This is a genomic window from Streptomyces sp. LaPpAH-108, assembly GCF_000373625.1.
In the GTDB taxonomy this organism is placed as follows: Bacteria; Actinomycetota; Actinomycetes; order Streptomycetales; family Streptomycetaceae; genus Streptomyces.
This window is the reverse complement of the sequence record NZ_KB891988.1, coordinates 941,642-958,862: the sequence shown is the minus strand read 5'-3', so window position 1 is coordinate 958,862 and position 17,221 is coordinate 941,642. Positions and strand designations below refer to the sequence as shown.

The following is a 17,221-nucleotide window of genomic DNA, read 5'->3' as shown; positions in this document are numbered from 1 at the left end:
TGCGTGAGACAGGGCCCGGTCAGCGCGGCCGTGCGCTGCCCGGGCCCTGCTCTCACTTCAAGGTCCTGCTGGGGTCGTTCAGAGCTGCTCGCCGACGAAGACCGTGAGGTCCACGAGGCGGTTGGAGTAGCCCCACTCGTTGTCGTACCAGCCGAGGATCTTCACCGTGTTGCCCTCCTGGACCATGGTCAGGGAGGAGTCGAAGGTGCAGGAGGACGGGTCGCCGACGATGTCGGAGGAGACGATCTCGTCCTCGGTGTAGGTCAGGAAGCCCTTGAGGGAGCCGTCCTCGGAGGCCTTCTTGAACGCGGCGTTGACCTCGTCCTTGGTGACCTCGCGCTGCAGCTCCACGACCAGGTCGGTGGCCGAGCCGGTCGGGACCGGGACGCGCATCGCGATGCCGTCGAGCTTGCCCTTGAGCTGCGGCAGGACCAGCGCGGTGGCCTTGGCGGCACCGGTGGTGGTCGGGATGATGTTCTCGGCGGCGGCACGGGCGCGGCGCAGGTCCTTGTGCGGGAAGTCAAGGATGCGCTGGTCGTTGGTGTACGCGTGCACCGTCGTCATCAGGCCGCTGACGATGCCGAAGTTCTCGTCCAGGACCTTGGCCATCGGCGCCACACAGTTGGTGGTACACGAGGCGTTGGAGATGACGTGGTCCTTCGCCGGGTCGTACTTGTCCTGGTTGACGCCCATGACGATGGTGATGTCCTCGTCCTTGGCCGGAGCCGAGATGAGGACCTTCTTGGCGCCACCGGCGAGGTGCTTGGCGGCGTCGTCGCGCTTGGTGAAGATGCCGGTCGACTCGATGACGATGTCGACGCCCAGCTCGCCCCACGGGATGTCGGCGGGGTTGCGCTCGGAGAGCACCTTGATGGTGTGGCCGTCGACCGTGATGGTGTCGGCGGTGTGCGTGACCTCGGCCTTGAGACGGCCCAGGATCGTGTCGTACTTGAGCAGGTGCGCCGTGGTCGCGGTGTCACCCAGGTCGTTGACAGCCACAACCTCGATGTCCGCACCCTGCTCCAGCAGTGCGCGGAAGTAGTTACGCCCGATGCGGCCGAAGCCGTTGATGCCTACGCGGATCGTCACGAACCGATCTCCTCGTTGGTACGCCGGCTTATGCGGTGCCGGCGAGCTGTATTTGGGATGTCCCCGACCACCCCCGACCCTACCTCTCCGCAGCCCCCGGGGTGACATCGAGATGGCGCATACACGGGCAGGCCTTCCTTACCCGTCAGTAGGGTACGGACCAGCCCGGAACGGCGGTCGTTTCACTCCTTTTTGTCAGGGACTGACCGCCGTCGCGGGCGGGTATTTCACTCGTTCGTGAGGGTGTCGGCTCACCTGATGTCAGGTGCTCCCGCGCACCGTTGAGTGGGGGTCTCGCTCACCTGTGAGCGGCGGCTCCCGTCATCTGCCGAGCGCGGCCAGCGCCTTGCGCATCAGCGCGGTCCGGTCGGCCGCCGAGGGCACCTGGTCCAGGCCGAAGCCGAGCAGCACCGTGTCGCGGGTGGTGACCGCTCCGTAGGTGCGGAAGAGGGCGCCGGTGCGCGTCCAGTCCTTCAGCACGCCGGGGCTGCCGGGCGGGGGTCCGGCCGCGCGCCAGGGACCGAGGGAGGTCTCGAAGCCCTCGGTGTCCCGCGCGGTGCCGCCGACGACGAGCGAGGCGTCGTCCACGAGGACGCCGTGGCCGCCGCTGCCGGGGTCGGTGACGTAGGAGACCGACACCTCGATGTTCCGGCCCGCGTACGCGCTCAGGTCGAACTCGGTGTGCTGCCAGCCCGCCGAGGCGCCGGTGAGGCTGTGCCAGGCGCCGGTGGTGCCGGTCGCGGTGCAGGCGCCGCCGGAGAGCGTCAGATAATGGCGCAGCCAGGGGTGCTCGCCGATCAGGAACCCGGCCCCGCACTCCTCGGGCACGGCCGTGCCGGTCGCGCCGCCCGCCTCGGGCAGCGTCGTCCAGTCGTCGGCGCCCACGGTGTGGACCTCGACGATCGCGTGGTCGTAGCCGGGCTCGGTGTCCCACAGCAGCCGGGTGCTCAGCGCGGGCTTGTCGGCGGCACCGACACCGGTGAGGTCGACGGTGCGGGTGAGGCGCTTGTAGGCGTCGTCGGTGTGGACGGCGGCGGCCATGAAGGAGCCGGAGTACGGGCCGTACGGAGTGGCGGCACCGGCGAAGGCGCCCGCGCCCGCGCTCTTGAACTGCGGGTAAGCGGCGGCGGGCAGTTCGTCGGAGGTGACCCCGTAGGCCCCGGCCGCGTCGAGCGGGTCGCCGGGCGCGTCGCCGAGGGGCGCGGAGATCCCGGAGAGGGCGCCGGAGCCGGTGAGGGCGGTGACGCCCTTGACGGAGGTGCGGCTGTAGGCGCCGAGCCAGTACTGGCTGAAGTCGTTCGAGCGGTTGCCGCCGCCGAGGTCGACGCTGCCGCCGGCCGTCTCCCCGGCCTCGATCAGCCGCCCGCCCTCGTTGAGGTAGGCGCGCAGCTGGAGCTGGGTGGCGTTGCCGGGGCCGCCGGGGCCCGCGTAGTGCACCACCGTGCGGAAGTGGCCGAGCACGCCGAGCGCGTCCGGGGCGCCCCGGGTCGCGGTGTCCCACACCAGGGCGTGGTGTCCGGCCGCCCGCAGCGCGTCCGTGTAGGCCGTGGCCCGCGCGGCCTTCGCGCCCTCCTCAGCGACGACGAGGGTGTCGGCGGCGGGGCGCTTCTCGACGGTGTAGGTGAAGGGGGTGCTGGTGGTCTTCGCGCCGTTCGCCCCCTTGCCGCTGAACCAGACCTCGACCCGGTCGCCGGGCCTGGCGCCGGGCACCTCGGCGCGGTACTCGTCGAAGTAGAGGTGGTCGGCGCCGCCGTACCGTTCGCCGCCCTTCCAGGCGCGCAGGCTCCGCTGCTGCGTACGGCCGCCGTTGACGCGGTACTGGAGCCGCTTGTCGCGGACCGCCTTGCGGGCGGTGACGGAGACCTCCTGGGCGCTCCCGCGCGCGTACGAGGTGGTGAAGGCGGCCGGGGTGAAGTCGGCCGCGCTCAGGCCGGTCGCCGAGGCGGGGCGGTCGGGGTGGGCGACGGTCTCGGCGACGGACAGCGCGAAGGGGACGTTCTTCTCGAACTCCCGCTGGATCAGCCGCTCGTCGTCGGGGAAGCTGAACACCGACCGGCAGTCGTCCGGGTTCCAGGCGTCGTCCGGGTCGGACTTGGCGGCCGTCTGGCAGGTGGACATCTCGGGGGTGAACATCGCCATGCCGTTGACGTTCGCGGCGTGGCCGTCCGCCTCGCCGTTGGTGGTGTACAGCTCCGAGGAGATCTGCGGGCGGTAGCCGGGGATCGCTGAGTGGTCCGGGGTTCCGGCGAGCGCTTTGTAGAGGACGTCGTCGGGGCTGGGCGTGGCGACCTGCCAGCCGATGCCGTAGAGGAGGAGTTCGGCGGCGGAGTGGTAGTTGACGGCGTACCGGAAGCCGATCCGCTTCTCGAAGGAGTCCAGCGCCTTGGTCTCGGGCTCGGAGCCAGGGGCGGGGCCGCGGTAGGTCTCGGAGGCGGGGCTGGGGGACGAACCCTCGTCGTCGTAGCCCCACTTGTAGGGGAAGTTGCGGTTGAGGTCGACGCCGTCGCCCGCGCCGATCGCGCCGTCGCCGTTCAGGTCGCGCAGGTTCTTGCGCCACAGACGGGTGTCGTCGCCCTGGAAGGTGTAGTCGTAGCCGTCGGGGTTGGCGGAGAGGACGAACCACAGCTCGGTGGTGTCGACGATCTTTCTGATCCGCTTGTCCGAGCGGTAGTTGTCCAGATAGTGGTGCATCAGCCGCCGGGTCATCTCCGGGGTGATCCACTCGCGCGCGTGCTGGTTGGACAGATACAGCACGGCGGGTCTGGCGCCGTCCTCGACGCGCTTGGCGTCCTTGGTGAGCTTGAGCGCGAGGATGTCCTTGCCCTGGACGGTACGGCCGATGGACTCGACCTTGGTGAGGTCCGGGTGTTCGCGCGCGGTGCGCAGCAGCTCCTCCCGGAGGCCGCCGCTGCCGCTGTACGGCCGGAAGACGCCCTGTGCGGCGGCGGTCACCCGCTTGCCCGCGGCCTTCGGCAGCTCGCGCTCGGCGAGGCGGACGCCCTGGGCGCGCAGCCACTCGGCCTGGCCGTCGGTGAGGTACACCTCGACGGTGCTGCGGCCCGCTCCGGCCGTCTGGGCGTCGAGTTCGCGGCCGTCCTGGCCCGCGGCGATGAGCAGGGGCAGCTGGGCCCGGGTCACCTCGGCGCGGAAGACCTTGATCTCGGCGGCGCGGTCCGTCTTCGCGGGACTCGCGGCGTGGGCCTGGGCCTGGGCCGGTACCGGCCCGAGGGCCGCCGTGCCCGCCAGCAGGGCTCCGGCGGCGAGGATCGATCTCACTGGGTGTCTCATGAACCCCCCTCGTGGTGGTCCGCCACAGCGCGGACCAGGTTGCCAGGCTCATGTCACACCAGGGGGCCGTCAAGGGCGCCTCACGGACACGCGAAAGCCGGTGCCGACCACCCGAACGGGCGCCCGGCACCGGCTTGCACACCATGGATCGGCCGAGGGGATCAGCCGACGAGACCGACGAGACCGAGGGGGTCAGCCGACGAGATTGTCCGCCAGCTCCTCGGAGAGGTTGGCCTCGGTGCCCGGGATGCCCAGGTCGGAGGCGCGCTTGTCGGCCATCGCGAGGAGGCGGCGGATACGGCCCGCGACCGCGTCCTTGGTCAGCGGCGGGTCCGCGAGCGCGCCCAGCTCCTCCAGGGACGCCTGCTTGTGCTCCATGCGCAGCCGACCGGCGGCGGCCAGGTGCTCGGGCACCTCGTCCGCCAGGATCTCCAGCGCCCGCTGCACCCGGGCCCCGGCGGCCACGGCGGCGCGGGCCGAGCGGCGCAGGTTGGCGTCGTCGAAGTTGGCGAGCCGGTTGGCGGTGGCCCGCACCTCGCGGCGCATCCGCCGCTCCTCCCAGGCCAGCACCGACTCGTGCGCGCCGAGCCGGGTGAGCAGGGCGCCGATCGCGTCGCCGTCGCGGACGACGACCCGGTCCACCCCGCGCACCTCGCGGGCCTTGGCGGCGATGGACAGTCTGCGGGCGGCGCCGACCAGCGCGAGCGCGGCCTCGGGCCCCGGGCAGGTCACCTCCAGGGAGGAGGACCGGCCGGGCTCGGTGAGCGAGCCGTGCGCGAGGAACGCGCCGCGCCAGGCCGCCTCGGCGTCACAGGTGGCCCCGGAGACGACCTGCGGCGGCAGGCCGCGGATCGGGCGGCCCCGGCCGTCCACCAGGCCCGTCTGCCGGGCCAGCTGGTCGCCCCCGGCGACCACGCGCACCACGTAGCGCGAGCCCCGGCGCAGACCGCCGGGCGCCATCACGATCAGTTCGGAGCTGTGGCCGAAGATCTCCAGAATGTCCCGCTTGAGACGGCGGGCCGCCATCGCGGTGTCCAGCTCCGCCTCGATCACGATGCGCCCGCTCACCAGGTGAAGGCCGCCGGCGAACCGCAGAAGGGCGGAGACCTCCGCCTTCCTGCAGCAGGTCCGGGTGACGGGGAGCCGGGAGATCTCGTCCTTCACCGCTGCCGTCATCGCCATGGGCCGATCCTTCCATGCATCCGAAAAATACGGTCGTACGCGGCGGCCAGCAGCTCCGGATCGTGCCGGGGAGTTCCGTCGGTCCGGGCCACCGGCGCCAGCTCGACCGCGGCTCCCAGCCGCTTGGCGGCCTCGGTGAGCGAATCGCGGTCGGGCACGGCCGCCTCGTCGGCCAGCACCACGTCCAGGGCGAGTTTAGGGGCGTGTCGCCCCAAAACCTCCAAATGACGCTGCGGGGAGAACCCCTCGGTTTCGCCCGGCTGCGGCGCCAGGTTCAGCGAGAGCACCTTGCGCGCCTTGGTGTCGGTGAGGGCGTCGAGCAGTTGGGGGACCAGCAGATGCGGGATGACCGAGGAGAACCAGGACCCCGGACCGAGCACCACCCAGTCCGCGTCCAGGACGGCCTCGACGGCCTCGGGCACGGCGGGCGGGTCCGACGGCACGACGTGCACCGACTGCACCTCGCCCGGGGTAAGGGCGACGGTGGCCTGTCCGCGCACCGTGTCCACGTCCTCGGGGCGCTCCGGGTCGTGCCCCTTGACCAGCGCCTGCAGCTCCAGCGGCACGGCCGACATGGGCAGCACCCGCCCGTGCGCGCCGAGCAGCTTGCCGACCAGGTCCAGGGCCTGCACATGGTCGCCCAGCTGCTCCCACAGCGCGACGATCAGCAGATTGCCCACCGCGTGGTCGTGCAGATCGCCCTTGGAGTGGAAGCGGTGCTGGATGACCCGGGACCAGGTCTGGCCCCAGTCGTCGTCGCCGCACAGGGCGGCCAGCGCCTTGCGCAGGTCGCCCGGGGGCAGCACCCCCAGTTCGTCGCGCAGCCGGCCGCTGGAGCCGCCGTCGTCGGCCACCGTGACCACGGCGGTGAGGTCGCCGGTGATCCGGCGCAGCGCGGCGAGCGAGGCGGACAGGCCCATGCCGCCGCCGAGGGCGACCACCTTGGGCTGCGCCCCCCGCCTGCGCGGCCGGCCGCCACGCGCTTCGGCGCGGCCCGCGCGGGCCTCCGCCATGGCGCGGCCGGCGCGCCCCTCCGGCACCACCCGGCGCAGGCCGGCGAGCCGCCGTGTACGTTCTGTCATTCCCGTCCCATGTCCCGGTGTACGACCACCGTCTCCACGCCCTCTGCCGCCAGGCGCGCGGCAAGCTTCTCCGACATCGCGACCGAGCGGTGCTTGCCGCCGGTACAGCCGATGGCGATGGTCACATACCGCTTGCCCTCGCGCCGATACCCGGCCGCGATCAGGCGCAGCAGCTCGGCGTAGCGGTCGAGGAACTCCTTGGCGCCGGGCTGGTTGAAGACGTAGGAGGCGACCTCCTCGTTGACCCCCGTGAAGGGGCGCAGCTCCGGCACCCAGTGCGGGTTGGGCAGGAAGCGCATGTCGGCGACGAGGTCGGCGTCGACCGGCAGCCCGTACTTGAAGCCGAAGGACATCACCGTGGCCCGCAGCTCCGGCTCCTCCTCACCGGCGAACTGGGCGTCCATCTTGGCGCGCAGTTCGTGCACGTTGAGGCTGGAGGTGTCTATCACCAGGTCGGCGTCGCCGCGCAGCTCGCGCAGCAGCTCGCGCTCGGCGGCGATGCCGTCCACGATCCGGCCGTCGCCCTGGAGGGGGTGCGGGCGGCGCACCGACTCGAAGCGGCGCACCAGGGCCTCGTCGGAGGACTCCAGGAAGACGATCCGCCGGGTGACGCCCCGGCTGTCGAGGTCGGCCAGGGACTCGCGGAGGTTGTCGAAGAAGCGGCGGCCCCGCACGTCGACGACGACGGCGATCCGGGCCACGTTGCCCTGGGAGCGGGCGCCCAGCTCCACCATGGTGGGGATCAGGGCGGGCGGCAGGTTGTCCACGACGAACCAGCCGAGGTCCTCCAGGCACTTGGCCGCGGTGGACCGGCCCGCCCCGGACATCCCGGAGATGATCACCAGCTCGGGGATGGCCGCTTCCTGGGCGCCGTTCGCCTTACCGTCCGTACTCACCTGTGCTCCGTTCTCCCCGGCCGCTTCCCGTGGCCGTGCCTCGCCCGCCTTCCCCTGCGTACGTTCGTCGCGCTCGGGTCCTGTGTCGCGCTCGGTCATCTCTCCTGCCCCCGTCGGTCGTCCGGGAGACCCGCGCTCACGGGCTCTCCGGGGGAATCCGGTGTCGTGCCGGGTTCCTCGTCATCGATGATCTCTCCGGTCGCCGTGTTCACGGCGGGTCCGGCCGGGACGGCGCGGGCGAGTGCCGCGGCGATCGTCTCGGCCGTCTTCCGGCCTATGCCGGGTACTTCCTGGATCTGCTCGATCGTGGCGGCGCGCAGCCGCTTGACCGAGCCGAAGTGCTTGAGGAGGGCCTGTTTGCGGGTGTCGCCGAGCCCCGGCACCTCGTCCAGCGGGCCGGAGCGCAGCCGCTTGGCCCGCTTGGCGCGCTGGTAGGTGATGGCGAAGCGGTGGGCCTCGTCGCGCACGCGCTGGAGCAGATACAGGCCCTCGCTGCTGCGGGGCAGCACCACCGGGTCGTCCTCGCCGGGCACCCAGACCTCCTCCAGGCGCTTGGCGAGGCCGCACACGGCGATGTCGTCGATCCCCAGCTCGTCCAGCGCCCGCCGGGCCGCCGCGACCTGCGGCTGGCCGCCGTCGACCACGACGAGCTGGGGCGGGTAGGCGAACTTCCGGGGGCGGCCGTCGTCGTCCTTGAGCGGGTCGGCGAAGAGGTCGCCGTCCTGGCCGGGGCCGGGGAGCGGGGCGTCGTCGGCGCCGACGGGCAGAGGGTGCGGGGCGCCGTCGGTGCGGGGCGTGCCGTCCGTGAGCGGGACCGCGCCGTCCGCCGGGGTGTCCTCCCCCGCCGTCCACTCCCCGGACCGCTCCTTCTCCGCGAGGTAGCGCCGGAAGCGGCGGGTGATCACCTCGTGCATGGAGCGGACGTCGTCCTGTCCCGCGAAGCCCTTGATCTGGAAGCGGCGGTACTCGTTCTTGCGCTGGAGGCCGTCCTCGAAGACGACCATGGAGGCGACCACGTCGTCGCCCTGGAGGTGGGAGATGTCGTAGCACTCGATGCGCAGCGGGGCGCTGTCCAGGGCGAGGGCGTCGGCGATCTCCTCCAGGGCGCGCGAGCGGGTGGTCAGGTCGGAGGCGCGCTTGGTCTTGTGCAGGGCGAGGGCCTGCTGGGCGTTGCGCTGCACGGTCTCCATGAGCGCCTTCTTGTCGCCGCGCTGCGGGATGCGCAGCGACACGTTCGCCCCGCGCCTGCCGGTCAGCCACTCCTGGACCGGCTCCACCGGGTCGGGCAGCGCCGGGACCAGCACCTCCTTGGGCACCGCGTCCCCGCGCTCCTCGCCGTAGAGCTGCTGGAGGGCGTGTTCGACGAGGGCGGCGGTGGTGATCTCCTCGACCTTGTCGGTGACCCAGCCGCGCTGGCCGCGCACCCGGCCGCCGCGCACGTGGAAGATCTGGACGGCGGCCTCCAGCTCGTCCTCGGCGACGGCGATGAGGTCGGCGTCGGTCGCGTCGGCGAGCACGACCGCGTTCTTCTCCATGGCCTTCTTCAGGGCGCCGATGTCGTCGCGCAGGCGGGCGGCCCGCTCGTACTCCATCTCGTCGGCCGCCTCGGCCATCTGCTTCTCCAGGCGGCGCAGATAGGTGCCGGTGCGGCCCGCCATGAAGTCGCAGAACTCCTCGGCCAGCTCGTAGTGGTCCTCCGGCGAGATCCGGCCGACGCAGGGGGCCGAGCACTTGCCGATGTACCCGAGGAGGCAGGGGCGGCCGGTGCGGGCGGCGTTCTTGAAGACCCCGGCCGAGCAGGTGCGCACCGGGAAGACGCGCAGCAGCAGGTCGACGGTGTCGCGGATGGCCCACGCGTGGCCGTACGGCCCGAAGTAGCGCACGCCCTTCCTCTTGTGACCGCGCATCACCTGGACGCGCGGGAACTCCTCGTTCATGGTCACCGCGAGGTACGGGTAGCTCTTGTCGTCGCGGTACTTGACGTTGAACCGGGGGTCGTACTCCTTGATCCAGGAGTACTCCAGCTGCAGTGCCTCGACCTCCGTGGACACCACGGTCCACTCCACGGACGCGGCGGTGGTGACCATCGACCGGGTGCGGGGGTGCAGGTTCGCCAGGTCCTGGAAGTAGTTGGCCAGGCGCTGGCGCAGGCTTTTGGCCTTTCCGACGTAGATCACCCGGCGGTGCTCGTCGCGGAATCGGTACACCCCCGGGGAGTCCGGGATGTCTCCCGGCCTGGGGCGGTAGCTGGAGGGATCGGCCATGTCTCACACCCTACTGGCGAGGACCGACACCGCGTCGGGCCTGTGGACAACGCCGGCACCCGTACGGCGCACCGGTGCGGCCGGCGGGTGGGCGCGGGGTGACGGCGGGGTGACGGGAGCGTTGCGGAAGGCCGCTCCCGGGGGCTGCCACGGGCCCTGTGCGGGGCGTCGTACAGGGGTGGCGTGTGGGCCACCGCACTGTCCGAGGTGTTGTCGGGTCCAAGTCAACACGCTTCAATGCGGGGGAACTCGGGGCGGCGCCCGCACGGCGCACGCGCACGGCGTGCCCGCGTGCCGACGCGCCCCGGTGCCCCACGGGGTGGCAAGCAGAACCCCGCGCCTCGGTCTGACCAGCCGAGGTGACACCTCACAGAAAGGCTTCTGTGCATGTGGCATGTCACAGAGCACACGGACGCCGCCGCTCCCCCGGACGTGCCCGAGCTGGACTCGGTCCTGCGGGGCGGTCCCTTCCACGTGGCGCTGCGCGCCGCCATAGCCGCGCGCGGGCTGCCGCTCCAGCGTGTGCAGCACCATCTGACCCGCCACGGGGTCAAGGTGGGCCTGACCAGCCTGAGTTACTGGCAGCAGGGGGCGCGCCGACCGCAGCGCCCCGAGTCGCTGCGGGCCGTACGCGCGCTGGAGGAGATTCTGCGGCTGCCGGAGGAGTCCCTGATCCGGCTGCTCGCCGAGTCCGGTGACCGCCCCGTGCACGGGCGCCCGGCGACCCGCTCCTACCGCTCCCTGCTGGAGACCTCCGGGGTGCTGCGCCGCCTCCAGGCCGAGCTGGGCTGGATCTCCGACGGCGGTCTGCACGTCCTCGGCCACCATGAACGCGTCCGGATCGGCACCCGGCGCGAGCTGGCGGCCCGCGAGTCCGAGCACATCGTGCGCGCCCACCGCGACGGCGTGGACCGCTTCGTCGCCGTCCACCAGGGCGACCCCGGCTGCGACCCGCGCGCCATGGCCGTCCGCGCGCTGGAGAACTGCCGCACCGGGCGCGTCCTGTTCGACCGGGACACGGGGGTCCTGGCGGCGGAGCTGCTCTTCGGCACCCGGCTGCGCCGGGGCGACACCTTCCTGTTCCGCTACGGCGTGGCCGACGGCACGGGCGGGGTCTCGCACGAGTACGTGCACCGCTTCGGCGCGCTGGGTGGGCAGTACGCGCTCCAGGTCCGCTTCGACAGCCCCGCGCTGCCGGTCCGCTGCCACCGCTTCAGCCAGGTCTCCCCGGCGGCCCCGCGCGGCGGCCGGGTCGAACTGCCGGTGACGCATCCGTACCGCAGCGTCCACGTGGTCGAGCCCCGGGTGCGGCCGGGGATGGTGGGGATCGCCTGGGAGTGGGACGGCCAGGCCGAGGGTCCGGCGGAAGGTTCGCCGGAGGGAGCGGCGGTGGCTTAGCCGGGTCCGGTCCGGCGGCCGGGGTCAGGACTTCGGGCCCGCCACGATCCTGCCGTCCGCGACCTTCACGGACAGTTCGTTCAGCGGCTCGGTGGCCGGGGCCGCGAGCACCTTGCCGCTCGCGGCGTCGAACTCGCTGCCGTGGCAGGGGCAGGTCAGGGTGGTGCCCTGGAGCTTGTTGATCGCGCAGCCCGCGTGCGTGCAGATCGTGCTGTACGCCTTCAGTCCGCCGTCGGCACCCCTGCTGACGACCACGTTGTGGTCCCGGTAGAGCCTGGCCCCGCCCTTGGCCACCTCGCTCTCCGCGCCGAGGTCGACGGACCCGGTCGGCGTCGGCTCGGGAGAGCCCCCCGGCGCCGCGCAGGCAGCCAGGCCGAGCCCGGCGACCGGGACCACGGCAGCCCCTCGAAGGACGGTACGACGGCTCGCGAACGACTGGGCCGACATCAGACTCTCCACAGGTCAGACGGTGTGCAGCCCGACGATACCCGGGCAGAGCGGACGGGGTGGGGGCGGGGCGGCCCGAGTGACCCGGGGGCACGGGGCCCTGGCGGCACGGGGAGGCACAGGTGGCCGCGTCTTCCGGTCGCAAGCGCTTGCGCAAGCGTTTACGGGTGGGTGGTGGATGGGATACCTTCCCGCCCGGAGAACTCTTGGCACGACAGGCCGGGCGTTCGCCACGGGTACGGGCCACCGACGGTCCGTCCTCAGCCAGGAGGGCTCACCCGTGCCCCCGGCGGACACCCCGGGGAGGGAACCGCGATGCCCACCATGGCCGACGTCGCCCGGCGTGCCGGAGTCTCCGTGGCGACCGTGTCCCACGTGCTCAACGACACGCGCCCGGTCCTGCCCCACACCCGCCAGGCCGTCCTGGACGCGGTGGACGCCCTCGGCTACACCCCGAACACCCTCGCACGCTCGCTGGTCACCTCCCGCACCCGTTCCATCGGGCTAGCGGTGTCCGCGATCAGCAATCCGTACTTCACCGAGATCCTTCAGGGCGTCGAGGCCGCCGCCCTCGCCGAGGGCTACAGCCTCCTCATCGCCGACCCGCACGACGACCCCGAACACGAGCTGAAGGTCGTGCAATTGCTGCACGAGCGCCGCGTGGACGGCATGATCGTCGCCCCCTCGGCCCGGCCGGACGAGCTGGTGACCTACCTGCGCCGCCAGGCCGTACCGACGGTGTTCCTGGACCGGGTGATCACACCGGACGGCGATGACAGCGGTGACGTCGACGGAGCCGCCGGACCCGACCGCAGTGATCAACTCGCGTCACGGGCGGCCGGTTTCGATCAGGTCTGTGCCGAGAACAGCGAGCCGATGGCCCGGCTGGTCACCCACCTCGCCGGTCTCGGTCACCGGCGCATCGGTCTGATCGCCGGGCTGCCCGGCCTCAGCACCACCAGCGAGCGGATCACCGGCTACCGCCGGGGCCTGGCCGCCGCCGGGCTCCCCTACGACGCCGACCTGGTCGTGTCCGGCAGCTCCGAGTCGGCCGCCGCCGAGCGCGCGACCGCCGATCTGCTCTCCAGACCTGCCGCGCCCACGGCCCTCGTCACCGCCAACAACGCGATGACCATCGGCACTCTGCGCGCCTTGCGCGAGCGGGGGCTGAGCGTGCCGGACGACATCGCCCTGTGCTCCTTCGACGACTTCGCCTGGGCCGATCTCTTCTCGCCCCGGCTCACCGCCATCGCGCAGCCGAGCCGCGAGATGGGTGCCCGGGCCGTACGGGTGCTGCTCGACCGCCTGGCCGCGCCGGACCGGCCGACCAGGACGGTCCGGCTGCCCTGTGCCTTCGTCCACCGCACCTCCTGCGGATGCCCGGAGGAGGTGCGCGGCGGGGCCGAGGGCGCCGACGCGCGCCCGGCCGGGGAGACCACGGAACCATCCGCGCAGTCCGAGAAGGGAACCACCTCGTGATCGTCGTCGCCGGTGAGGCACTGATCGACCTGGTACCGCAGGGCCCCGGCGCCCTGGCCGGCCTCAAGCCCGCGCTCGGCGGCGGCCCGTACAACACCGCCGTGGCCCTCGGCCGCCTGGGCTCCCCCACCGCCTTCGCCTCCCGCACCTCGCACGACGCCTTCGGGGAAGCCCTGCTGGACGGGTTGCGGCAGGCGAGCGTGGACGTGTCCGGGGTGCAGCGCGGCCCGGAGCCCACCACGCTCGCGGTGGCCACGATCGGCTCCGACGGCTCGGCCGCCTACTCCTTCTACGTGGAGGGCACCGCCGACCGCCTGTTCACCGCCCCCTCCGAACTCTCCGCCGGTACCCGCGCGGTGTCCTTCGGCACCTGCTCGCTCGTCCTGGAGCCGGGGGCGAGCGCCTACGCCGAGCTGATGCGGACCGCCGCCGGTCAGGGGCTGTTCACCGCGCTCGACCCCAACATCCGCGCGGGTCTCATCCCGGACCCGGACGCCTACCGGGCCCGCTTCCGTGACTGGCTGCCCTCGGTGACGCTGCTGAAGCTGTCCGAGGAGGACGCGGCGTGGCTCGGCGGCAGCCCGGCCGACTGGCTGGCCGCCGGTCCGTCGGCCGTCGTGCTCACCCGGGGCGGTGACGGCCTGACCGTCTTCACGCGGGACGGCGCGGAGTACTCCGTGCCCGGCGAGAAGGTCGACGTGGTGGACACCATCGGCGCCGGTGACACCGTGAACGCGGCCCTGCTGCACGGTCTTTCGGCCCAGGACGCGCTGTCCGCGCGGGCGCTGGCCGGGCTCGGCGCCGACAGCTGGCACCGGCTGCTGCGCCTCGCCGCCCGCGCCGCCGCGCTCACCTGCTCCCGGGCGGGTGCGGAGCCGCCGTACGCGGCGGAGCTGGGCGCGTGGTGATCGGGTCCGGGCCATGCGGTCCGGGTGTCTGAGGGTGGAACGAGCGGTGCCCCCGGGGAAGTTCCCCGGGGCCACCGTTTCATGACGATCCGTCAGCTCGACGGGGTTCAGGCCTTGCGGGCCCGCGTCGTCTTCGTGGCCGCCGTCTTCTTCGTCGCCGTGGTCTTCTTGGCCGCGGCGGCCTTCTTGGTGGCGGTGCTGTTGGCCTTGGCCGTCGCCGTCTTGGCGGTCGTGGCCTTCTTCGCCGCCGTCCTGGCCGTCTTGCGGGCCGTCGTGGCGCGCGCCTTGACCGGCTCCGCGTCGCTGACCCGGTCGGCGCCCAGGACCTCGCGCAGGAACTTGCCGGTGTGGCTGGCCGGGATCGCCGCGACCTCCTCGGGCGTGCCCTCGGCGACCACGATGCCGCCTCCGGCGCCGCCCTCAGGACCCATGTCGATGAGCCAGTCGGCGGTCTTGATGACATCGAGGTTGTGCTCGATGACGATGACCGAGTTGCCCTTGTCCACCAGGCCGGAGAGCACCTTCAGCAGCTTGCTGATGTCCTCGAAGTGCAGACCGGTGGTCGGCTCGTCCAGGACGTAGACCGTGCGGCCGGTGGAGCGCTTCTGGAGTTCGCTGGCGAGCTTGACGCGCTGCGCCTCACCACCGGACAGGGTGGTGGCGGACTGGCCCAGCCGGACGTAGCCGAGGCCGACGTCCTTCAGGGTGCGCAGATGCCGGGAGATCGCGGGGACGGCCTCGAAGAACTCGGTCGCCTCCTCGATCGGCATGTTCAGCACGTCGGCGATGGACTTGCCCTTGTAGTGGACCTCCAGGGTCTCCCGGTTGTACCGGGCGCCGTGGCAGACCTCGCACGGGACGTACACGTCCGGGAGGAAGTTCATCTCGATCTTGATCGTGCCGTCGCCCGCGCAGTTCTCGCAGCGACCGCCCTTGACGTTGAAGGAGAAGCGGCCGGGCATATAGCCCCGGACCTTCGCCTCGGTGGTCTCCGCGAAGAGCCTGCGGACGTGGTCGAAGACGCCGGTGTAGGTCGCCGGGTTGGACCGGGGGGTACGGCCGATGGGCGACTGGTCGACGTGTACGACCTTGTCCACCAGGTCGTCGCCGTCCACGCGCGTGTGCCGTCCGGGGACGTTGCGCGCGCCGTTCAGCTCGCGGGCCAGATGGGTGTAGAGGATGTCGTTGACCAGCGTGGACTTGCCGGAGCCCGACACGCCCGTGACGGCCGTGAACACGCCCAGCGGGAAGGCCACGTCGATGTCCCGCAGGTTGTTCTCGCGGGCACCGCGCACGACGAGCTGACGGCTCGGGTCGAGCGGGCGGCGCACGTCCGGGACCGGGATGGCCTTGCGGCCCGAGAGGTACTGCCCGGTCTGCGACTCGGTGTTGGCCAGCAGCTCCTTGAGGTCACCGCTGTGCACGACCTTGCCGCCGTGCTCACCGGCGCCGGGGCCGATGTCCACGATCCAGTCGGCGACCTTGATGGTGTCCTCGTCGTGCTCGACCACGATGAGCGTGTTGCCCATGTCGCGCAGCCGGACCAGGGTCTCGATCAGCCGGTGGTTGTCCCGCTGGTGCAGACCGATGGACGGCTCGTCCAGGACGTAGAGCACGCCGACCAGGCCGGAGCCGATCTGGGTGGCCAGGCGGATGCGCTGGGCCTCGCCGCCGGAAAGGGTGCCCGCCGCGCGGTTGAGCGAGAGGTAGTCCAGGCCGACGTCGACCAGGAACCGCAGCCGCTCGTTGACCTCCTTGAGCACGCGCTCCGCGATCTTCTTGTCGCGGGCGTTCAGCTTCAGCTCGCCCAGGAACTCCGCGCAGTCGCTGATCGACATCCCGGAGACCTCGGCGATCGACTTCCCCATGATCGTGACGGCGAGGACGATCGGCTTCAGGCGCGTGCCCTGGCAGGAGGGGCAGGGCACCTCGCGCATGTAGCCCTCGAAGCGCTCACGGCTGGAGTCGCTCTCGGCCTCGCTGTGCCGCCGCTTCACGAAGGGCACGGCGCCCTCGAAGGGCGTCGTGTAGCGCCGCTCGCGGCCGTACCGGTTGCGGTAGCGCACCTCGATCTGGGTCTTGTGGCCGTACAGCAGGGCCTTCTTCGCGCGCTGCGGCAGCCCGGCGAACGGGATGTCGGTGCGGAAGCCGAGCGCGTCGGCGAGGGCGCCGACCAGGCGGCCGAAGTAGTCCTTGGTGTGGCCGTGCGACCAGGGGTGGATCGCGCCCTCGTCGAGGGACTTCTCCTCGTCCGGGACGATCAGCTCCGGGTCGACCTCCATGCGGGTGCCGATGCCGGTGCACTCAGGGCAGGCGCCGAACGGCGAGTTGAAGGAGAAGGAGCGGGGCTCCAGCTCCTCGAAGGAGAGGTCGTCGTACGCGCAGTACAGATGCTCGGAGTACATGCGCTCGCGCTCGGGGTCGTCCTCGGGGAGGTCGACGAAGTCGAGCACGACCATGCCGCCGGACAGGCCGAGGGCGGTCTCGACGGAGTCGGTGAGGCGGCGCTTGGCGGAGTCCTTCACCGTGAGGCGGTCGACGACCACCTCGATGGTGTGCTTCTCCTGCTTCTTCAGGGTCGGCGGCTCGGAGAGCTGGATGGTCTCGCCGTCGACCCGCGCGCGGGAGTAGCCCTTGGTCTGTAGCTCGGCGAAGAGGTCCACGAACTCGCCCTTGCGCTCGCGCACCAGCGGGGAGAGGACCTGGAAGCGGCTGCCCTCGGGCAGCTCCAGGACCTTGTCCACGATGGCCTGCGGCGACTGGCGCGCGATCGGGCGCCCGCACTCGGGGCAGTGCGGCTTGCCCACGCGTGCGAAGAGCAGGCGCAGGTAGTCGTAGACCTCGGTGATGGTGCCGACCGTGGAGCGGGGGTTGCGGGAGGTCGACTTCTGGTCGATGGAGACCGCCGGGGACAGGCCCTCGATGAAGTCGACGTCGGGCTTGTCCATCTGGCCGAGGAACTGCCGGGCGTACGAGGAGAGCGACTCCACGTAGCGACGCTGGCCCTCGGCGAAGATCGTGTCGAAGGCCAGGGAGGACTTGCCCGAGCCGGACAGGCCGGTGAAAACGATGAGCGCGTCACGCGGCAGGTCGAGCGAGACATTCTTGAGGTTGTGCTCGCGCGCGCCACGGACGATGAGACGGTCGGCCACGCCGGTCCGCACCTTTCTTGAGAGAAGTGACAGGGG

Annotated in this window: 11 protein-coding genes; 3 read left to right on the top strand and 8 right to left on the bottom strand. The window is 71.9% G+C overall.

Annotation, left to right across the window (positions count from 1 at the left end):
* Nucleotides 1–78 precede the first annotated feature (78 nt).
* The 6 genes from gap to uvrC form a co-directional block, all read right to left on the bottom strand.
* A complete protein-coding gene (gene gap, locus B079_RS0110445; RefSeq protein ID WP_018545746.1) occupies nucleotides 79–1,089 on the bottom strand; it encodes a type I glyceraldehyde-3-phosphate dehydrogenase in 1,011 nt (336 codons plus the stop codon).
* Nucleotides 1,090–1,410: 321 nt separating this feature from the next.
* Nucleotides 1,411–4,377, bottom strand: a complete 2,967-nt coding sequence (locus tag B079_RS0110440) for a M14 family metallopeptidase (protein ID WP_026248552.1) — start codon at nucleotides 4,375–4,377, stop codon at nucleotides 1,411–1,413.
* A gap of 192 nt (nucleotides 4,378–4,569) precedes the next feature.
* A complete protein-coding gene (gene whiA, locus B079_RS0110435) occupies nucleotides 4,570–5,559 on the bottom strand; it encodes a DNA-binding protein WhiA (protein WP_018545744.1) in 990 nt (329 codons plus the stop codon).
* A complete protein-coding gene (locus B079_RS0110430) occupies nucleotides 5,550–6,641 on the bottom strand; it encodes a gluconeogenesis factor YvcK family protein (protein ID WP_018545743.1) in 1,092 nt (363 codons plus the stop codon). Before B079_RS0110430 ends, whiA begins: the two co-directional genes overlap by 10 nt.
* Entirely contained in the window at nucleotides 6,638–7,636 is a 999-nt protein-coding gene (gene rapZ, locus B079_RS0110425) for an RNase adapter RapZ (RefSeq protein ID WP_018545742.1), read from the bottom strand. Before rapZ ends, B079_RS0110430 begins: the two co-directional genes overlap by 4 nt.
* Nucleotides 7,633–9,801, bottom strand: coding sequence for an excinuclease ABC subunit UvrC (gene uvrC / locus B079_RS0110420; RefSeq protein ID WP_018545741.1), 2,169 nt, complete (start codon nucleotides 9,799–9,801; stop codon nucleotides 7,633–7,635). Before uvrC ends, rapZ begins: the two co-directional genes overlap by 4 nt.
* A gap of 387 nt (nucleotides 9,802–10,188) precedes the next feature.
* On the opposite strand from uvrC, the gene B079_RS0110415 reads away from it, so the two are divergent.
* Complete coding sequence (locus B079_RS0110415; RefSeq protein ID WP_018545740.1) at nucleotides 10,189–11,199, top strand: hypothetical protein; 1,011 nt, start codon at nucleotides 10,189–10,191, stop codon at nucleotides 11,197–11,199.
* A gap of 24 nt (nucleotides 11,200–11,223) precedes the next feature.
* On the opposite strand, the gene B079_RS0110410 is transcribed toward B079_RS0110415, so the two are convergent.
* Nucleotides 11,224–11,646 (bottom strand): Rieske (2Fe-2S) protein, encoded by a 423-nt coding sequence (locus B079_RS0110410; RefSeq protein WP_026248551.1) that lies wholly within the window; start codon nucleotides 11,644–11,646, stop codon nucleotides 11,224–11,226.
* A gap of 315 nt (nucleotides 11,647–11,961) precedes the next feature.
* On the opposite strand from B079_RS0110410, the gene B079_RS0110405 reads away from it, so the two are divergent.
* Nucleotides 11,962–13,125: a LacI family DNA-binding transcriptional regulator gene (locus B079_RS0110405; RefSeq protein ID WP_018545738.1), complete on the top strand. Its 1,164-nt coding sequence runs from the start codon at nucleotides 11,962–11,964 to the stop codon at nucleotides 13,123–13,125.
* The gene (locus B079_RS0110400; RefSeq protein ID WP_018545737.1) at nucleotides 13,122–14,033 is read left to right on the top strand and encodes a carbohydrate kinase family protein; all 912 of its coding nucleotides are present in this window, start codon (nucleotides 13,122–13,124) and stop codon (nucleotides 14,031–14,033) included. The genes B079_RS0110405 and B079_RS0110400 overlap by 4 nt, the downstream gene beginning before the upstream one ends.
* Before the next feature lie 107 nt (nucleotides 14,034–14,140).
* Here the strand turns inward: B079_RS0110400 and uvrA are convergent, their stop codons facing one another.
* Entirely contained in the window at nucleotides 14,141–17,185 is a 3,045-nt protein-coding gene (gene uvrA, locus B079_RS0110395) for an excinuclease ABC subunit UvrA (protein ID WP_018545736.1), read from the bottom strand.
* Nucleotides 17,186–17,221: the final 36 nt, after the last annotated feature.

Bases quoted from the DNA above. Each gene is read 5' to 3' on its own strand.
- B079_RS0110440 (WP_026248552.1), bottom strand. From the start codon at position 4,377: ATGAGACACCCAGTGAGATCGATCCTCGCCGCCGGAGCCCTGCTGGCG.
- whiA (WP_018545744.1), bottom strand. From the start codon at position 5,559: ATGGCGATGACGGCAGCGGTGAAGGACGAGATCTCCCGGCTCCCCGTC.
- B079_RS0110430 (WP_018545743.1), bottom strand. From the start codon at position 6,641: ATGACAGAACGTACACGGCGGCTCGCCGGCCTGCGCCGGGTGGTGCCG.
- rapZ (WP_018545742.1), bottom strand. From the start codon at position 7,636: ATGACCGAGCGCGACACAGGACCCGAGCGCGACGAACGTACGCAGGGG.
- uvrC (WP_018545741.1), bottom strand. From the start codon at position 9,801: ATGGCCGATCCCTCCAGCTACCGCCCCAGGCCGGGAGACATCCCGGAC.
- B079_RS0110415 (WP_018545740.1), top strand. From the start codon at position 10,189: ATGTGGCATGTCACAGAGCACACGGACGCCGCCGCTCCCCCGGACGTG.
- B079_RS0110410 (WP_026248551.1), bottom strand. From the start codon at position 11,646: ATGTCGGCCCAGTCGTTCGCGAGCCGTCGTACCGTCCTTCGAGGGGCT.
- B079_RS0110405 (WP_018545738.1), top strand. From the start codon at position 11,962: ATGCCCACCATGGCCGACGTCGCCCGGCGTGCCGGAGTCTCCGTGGCG.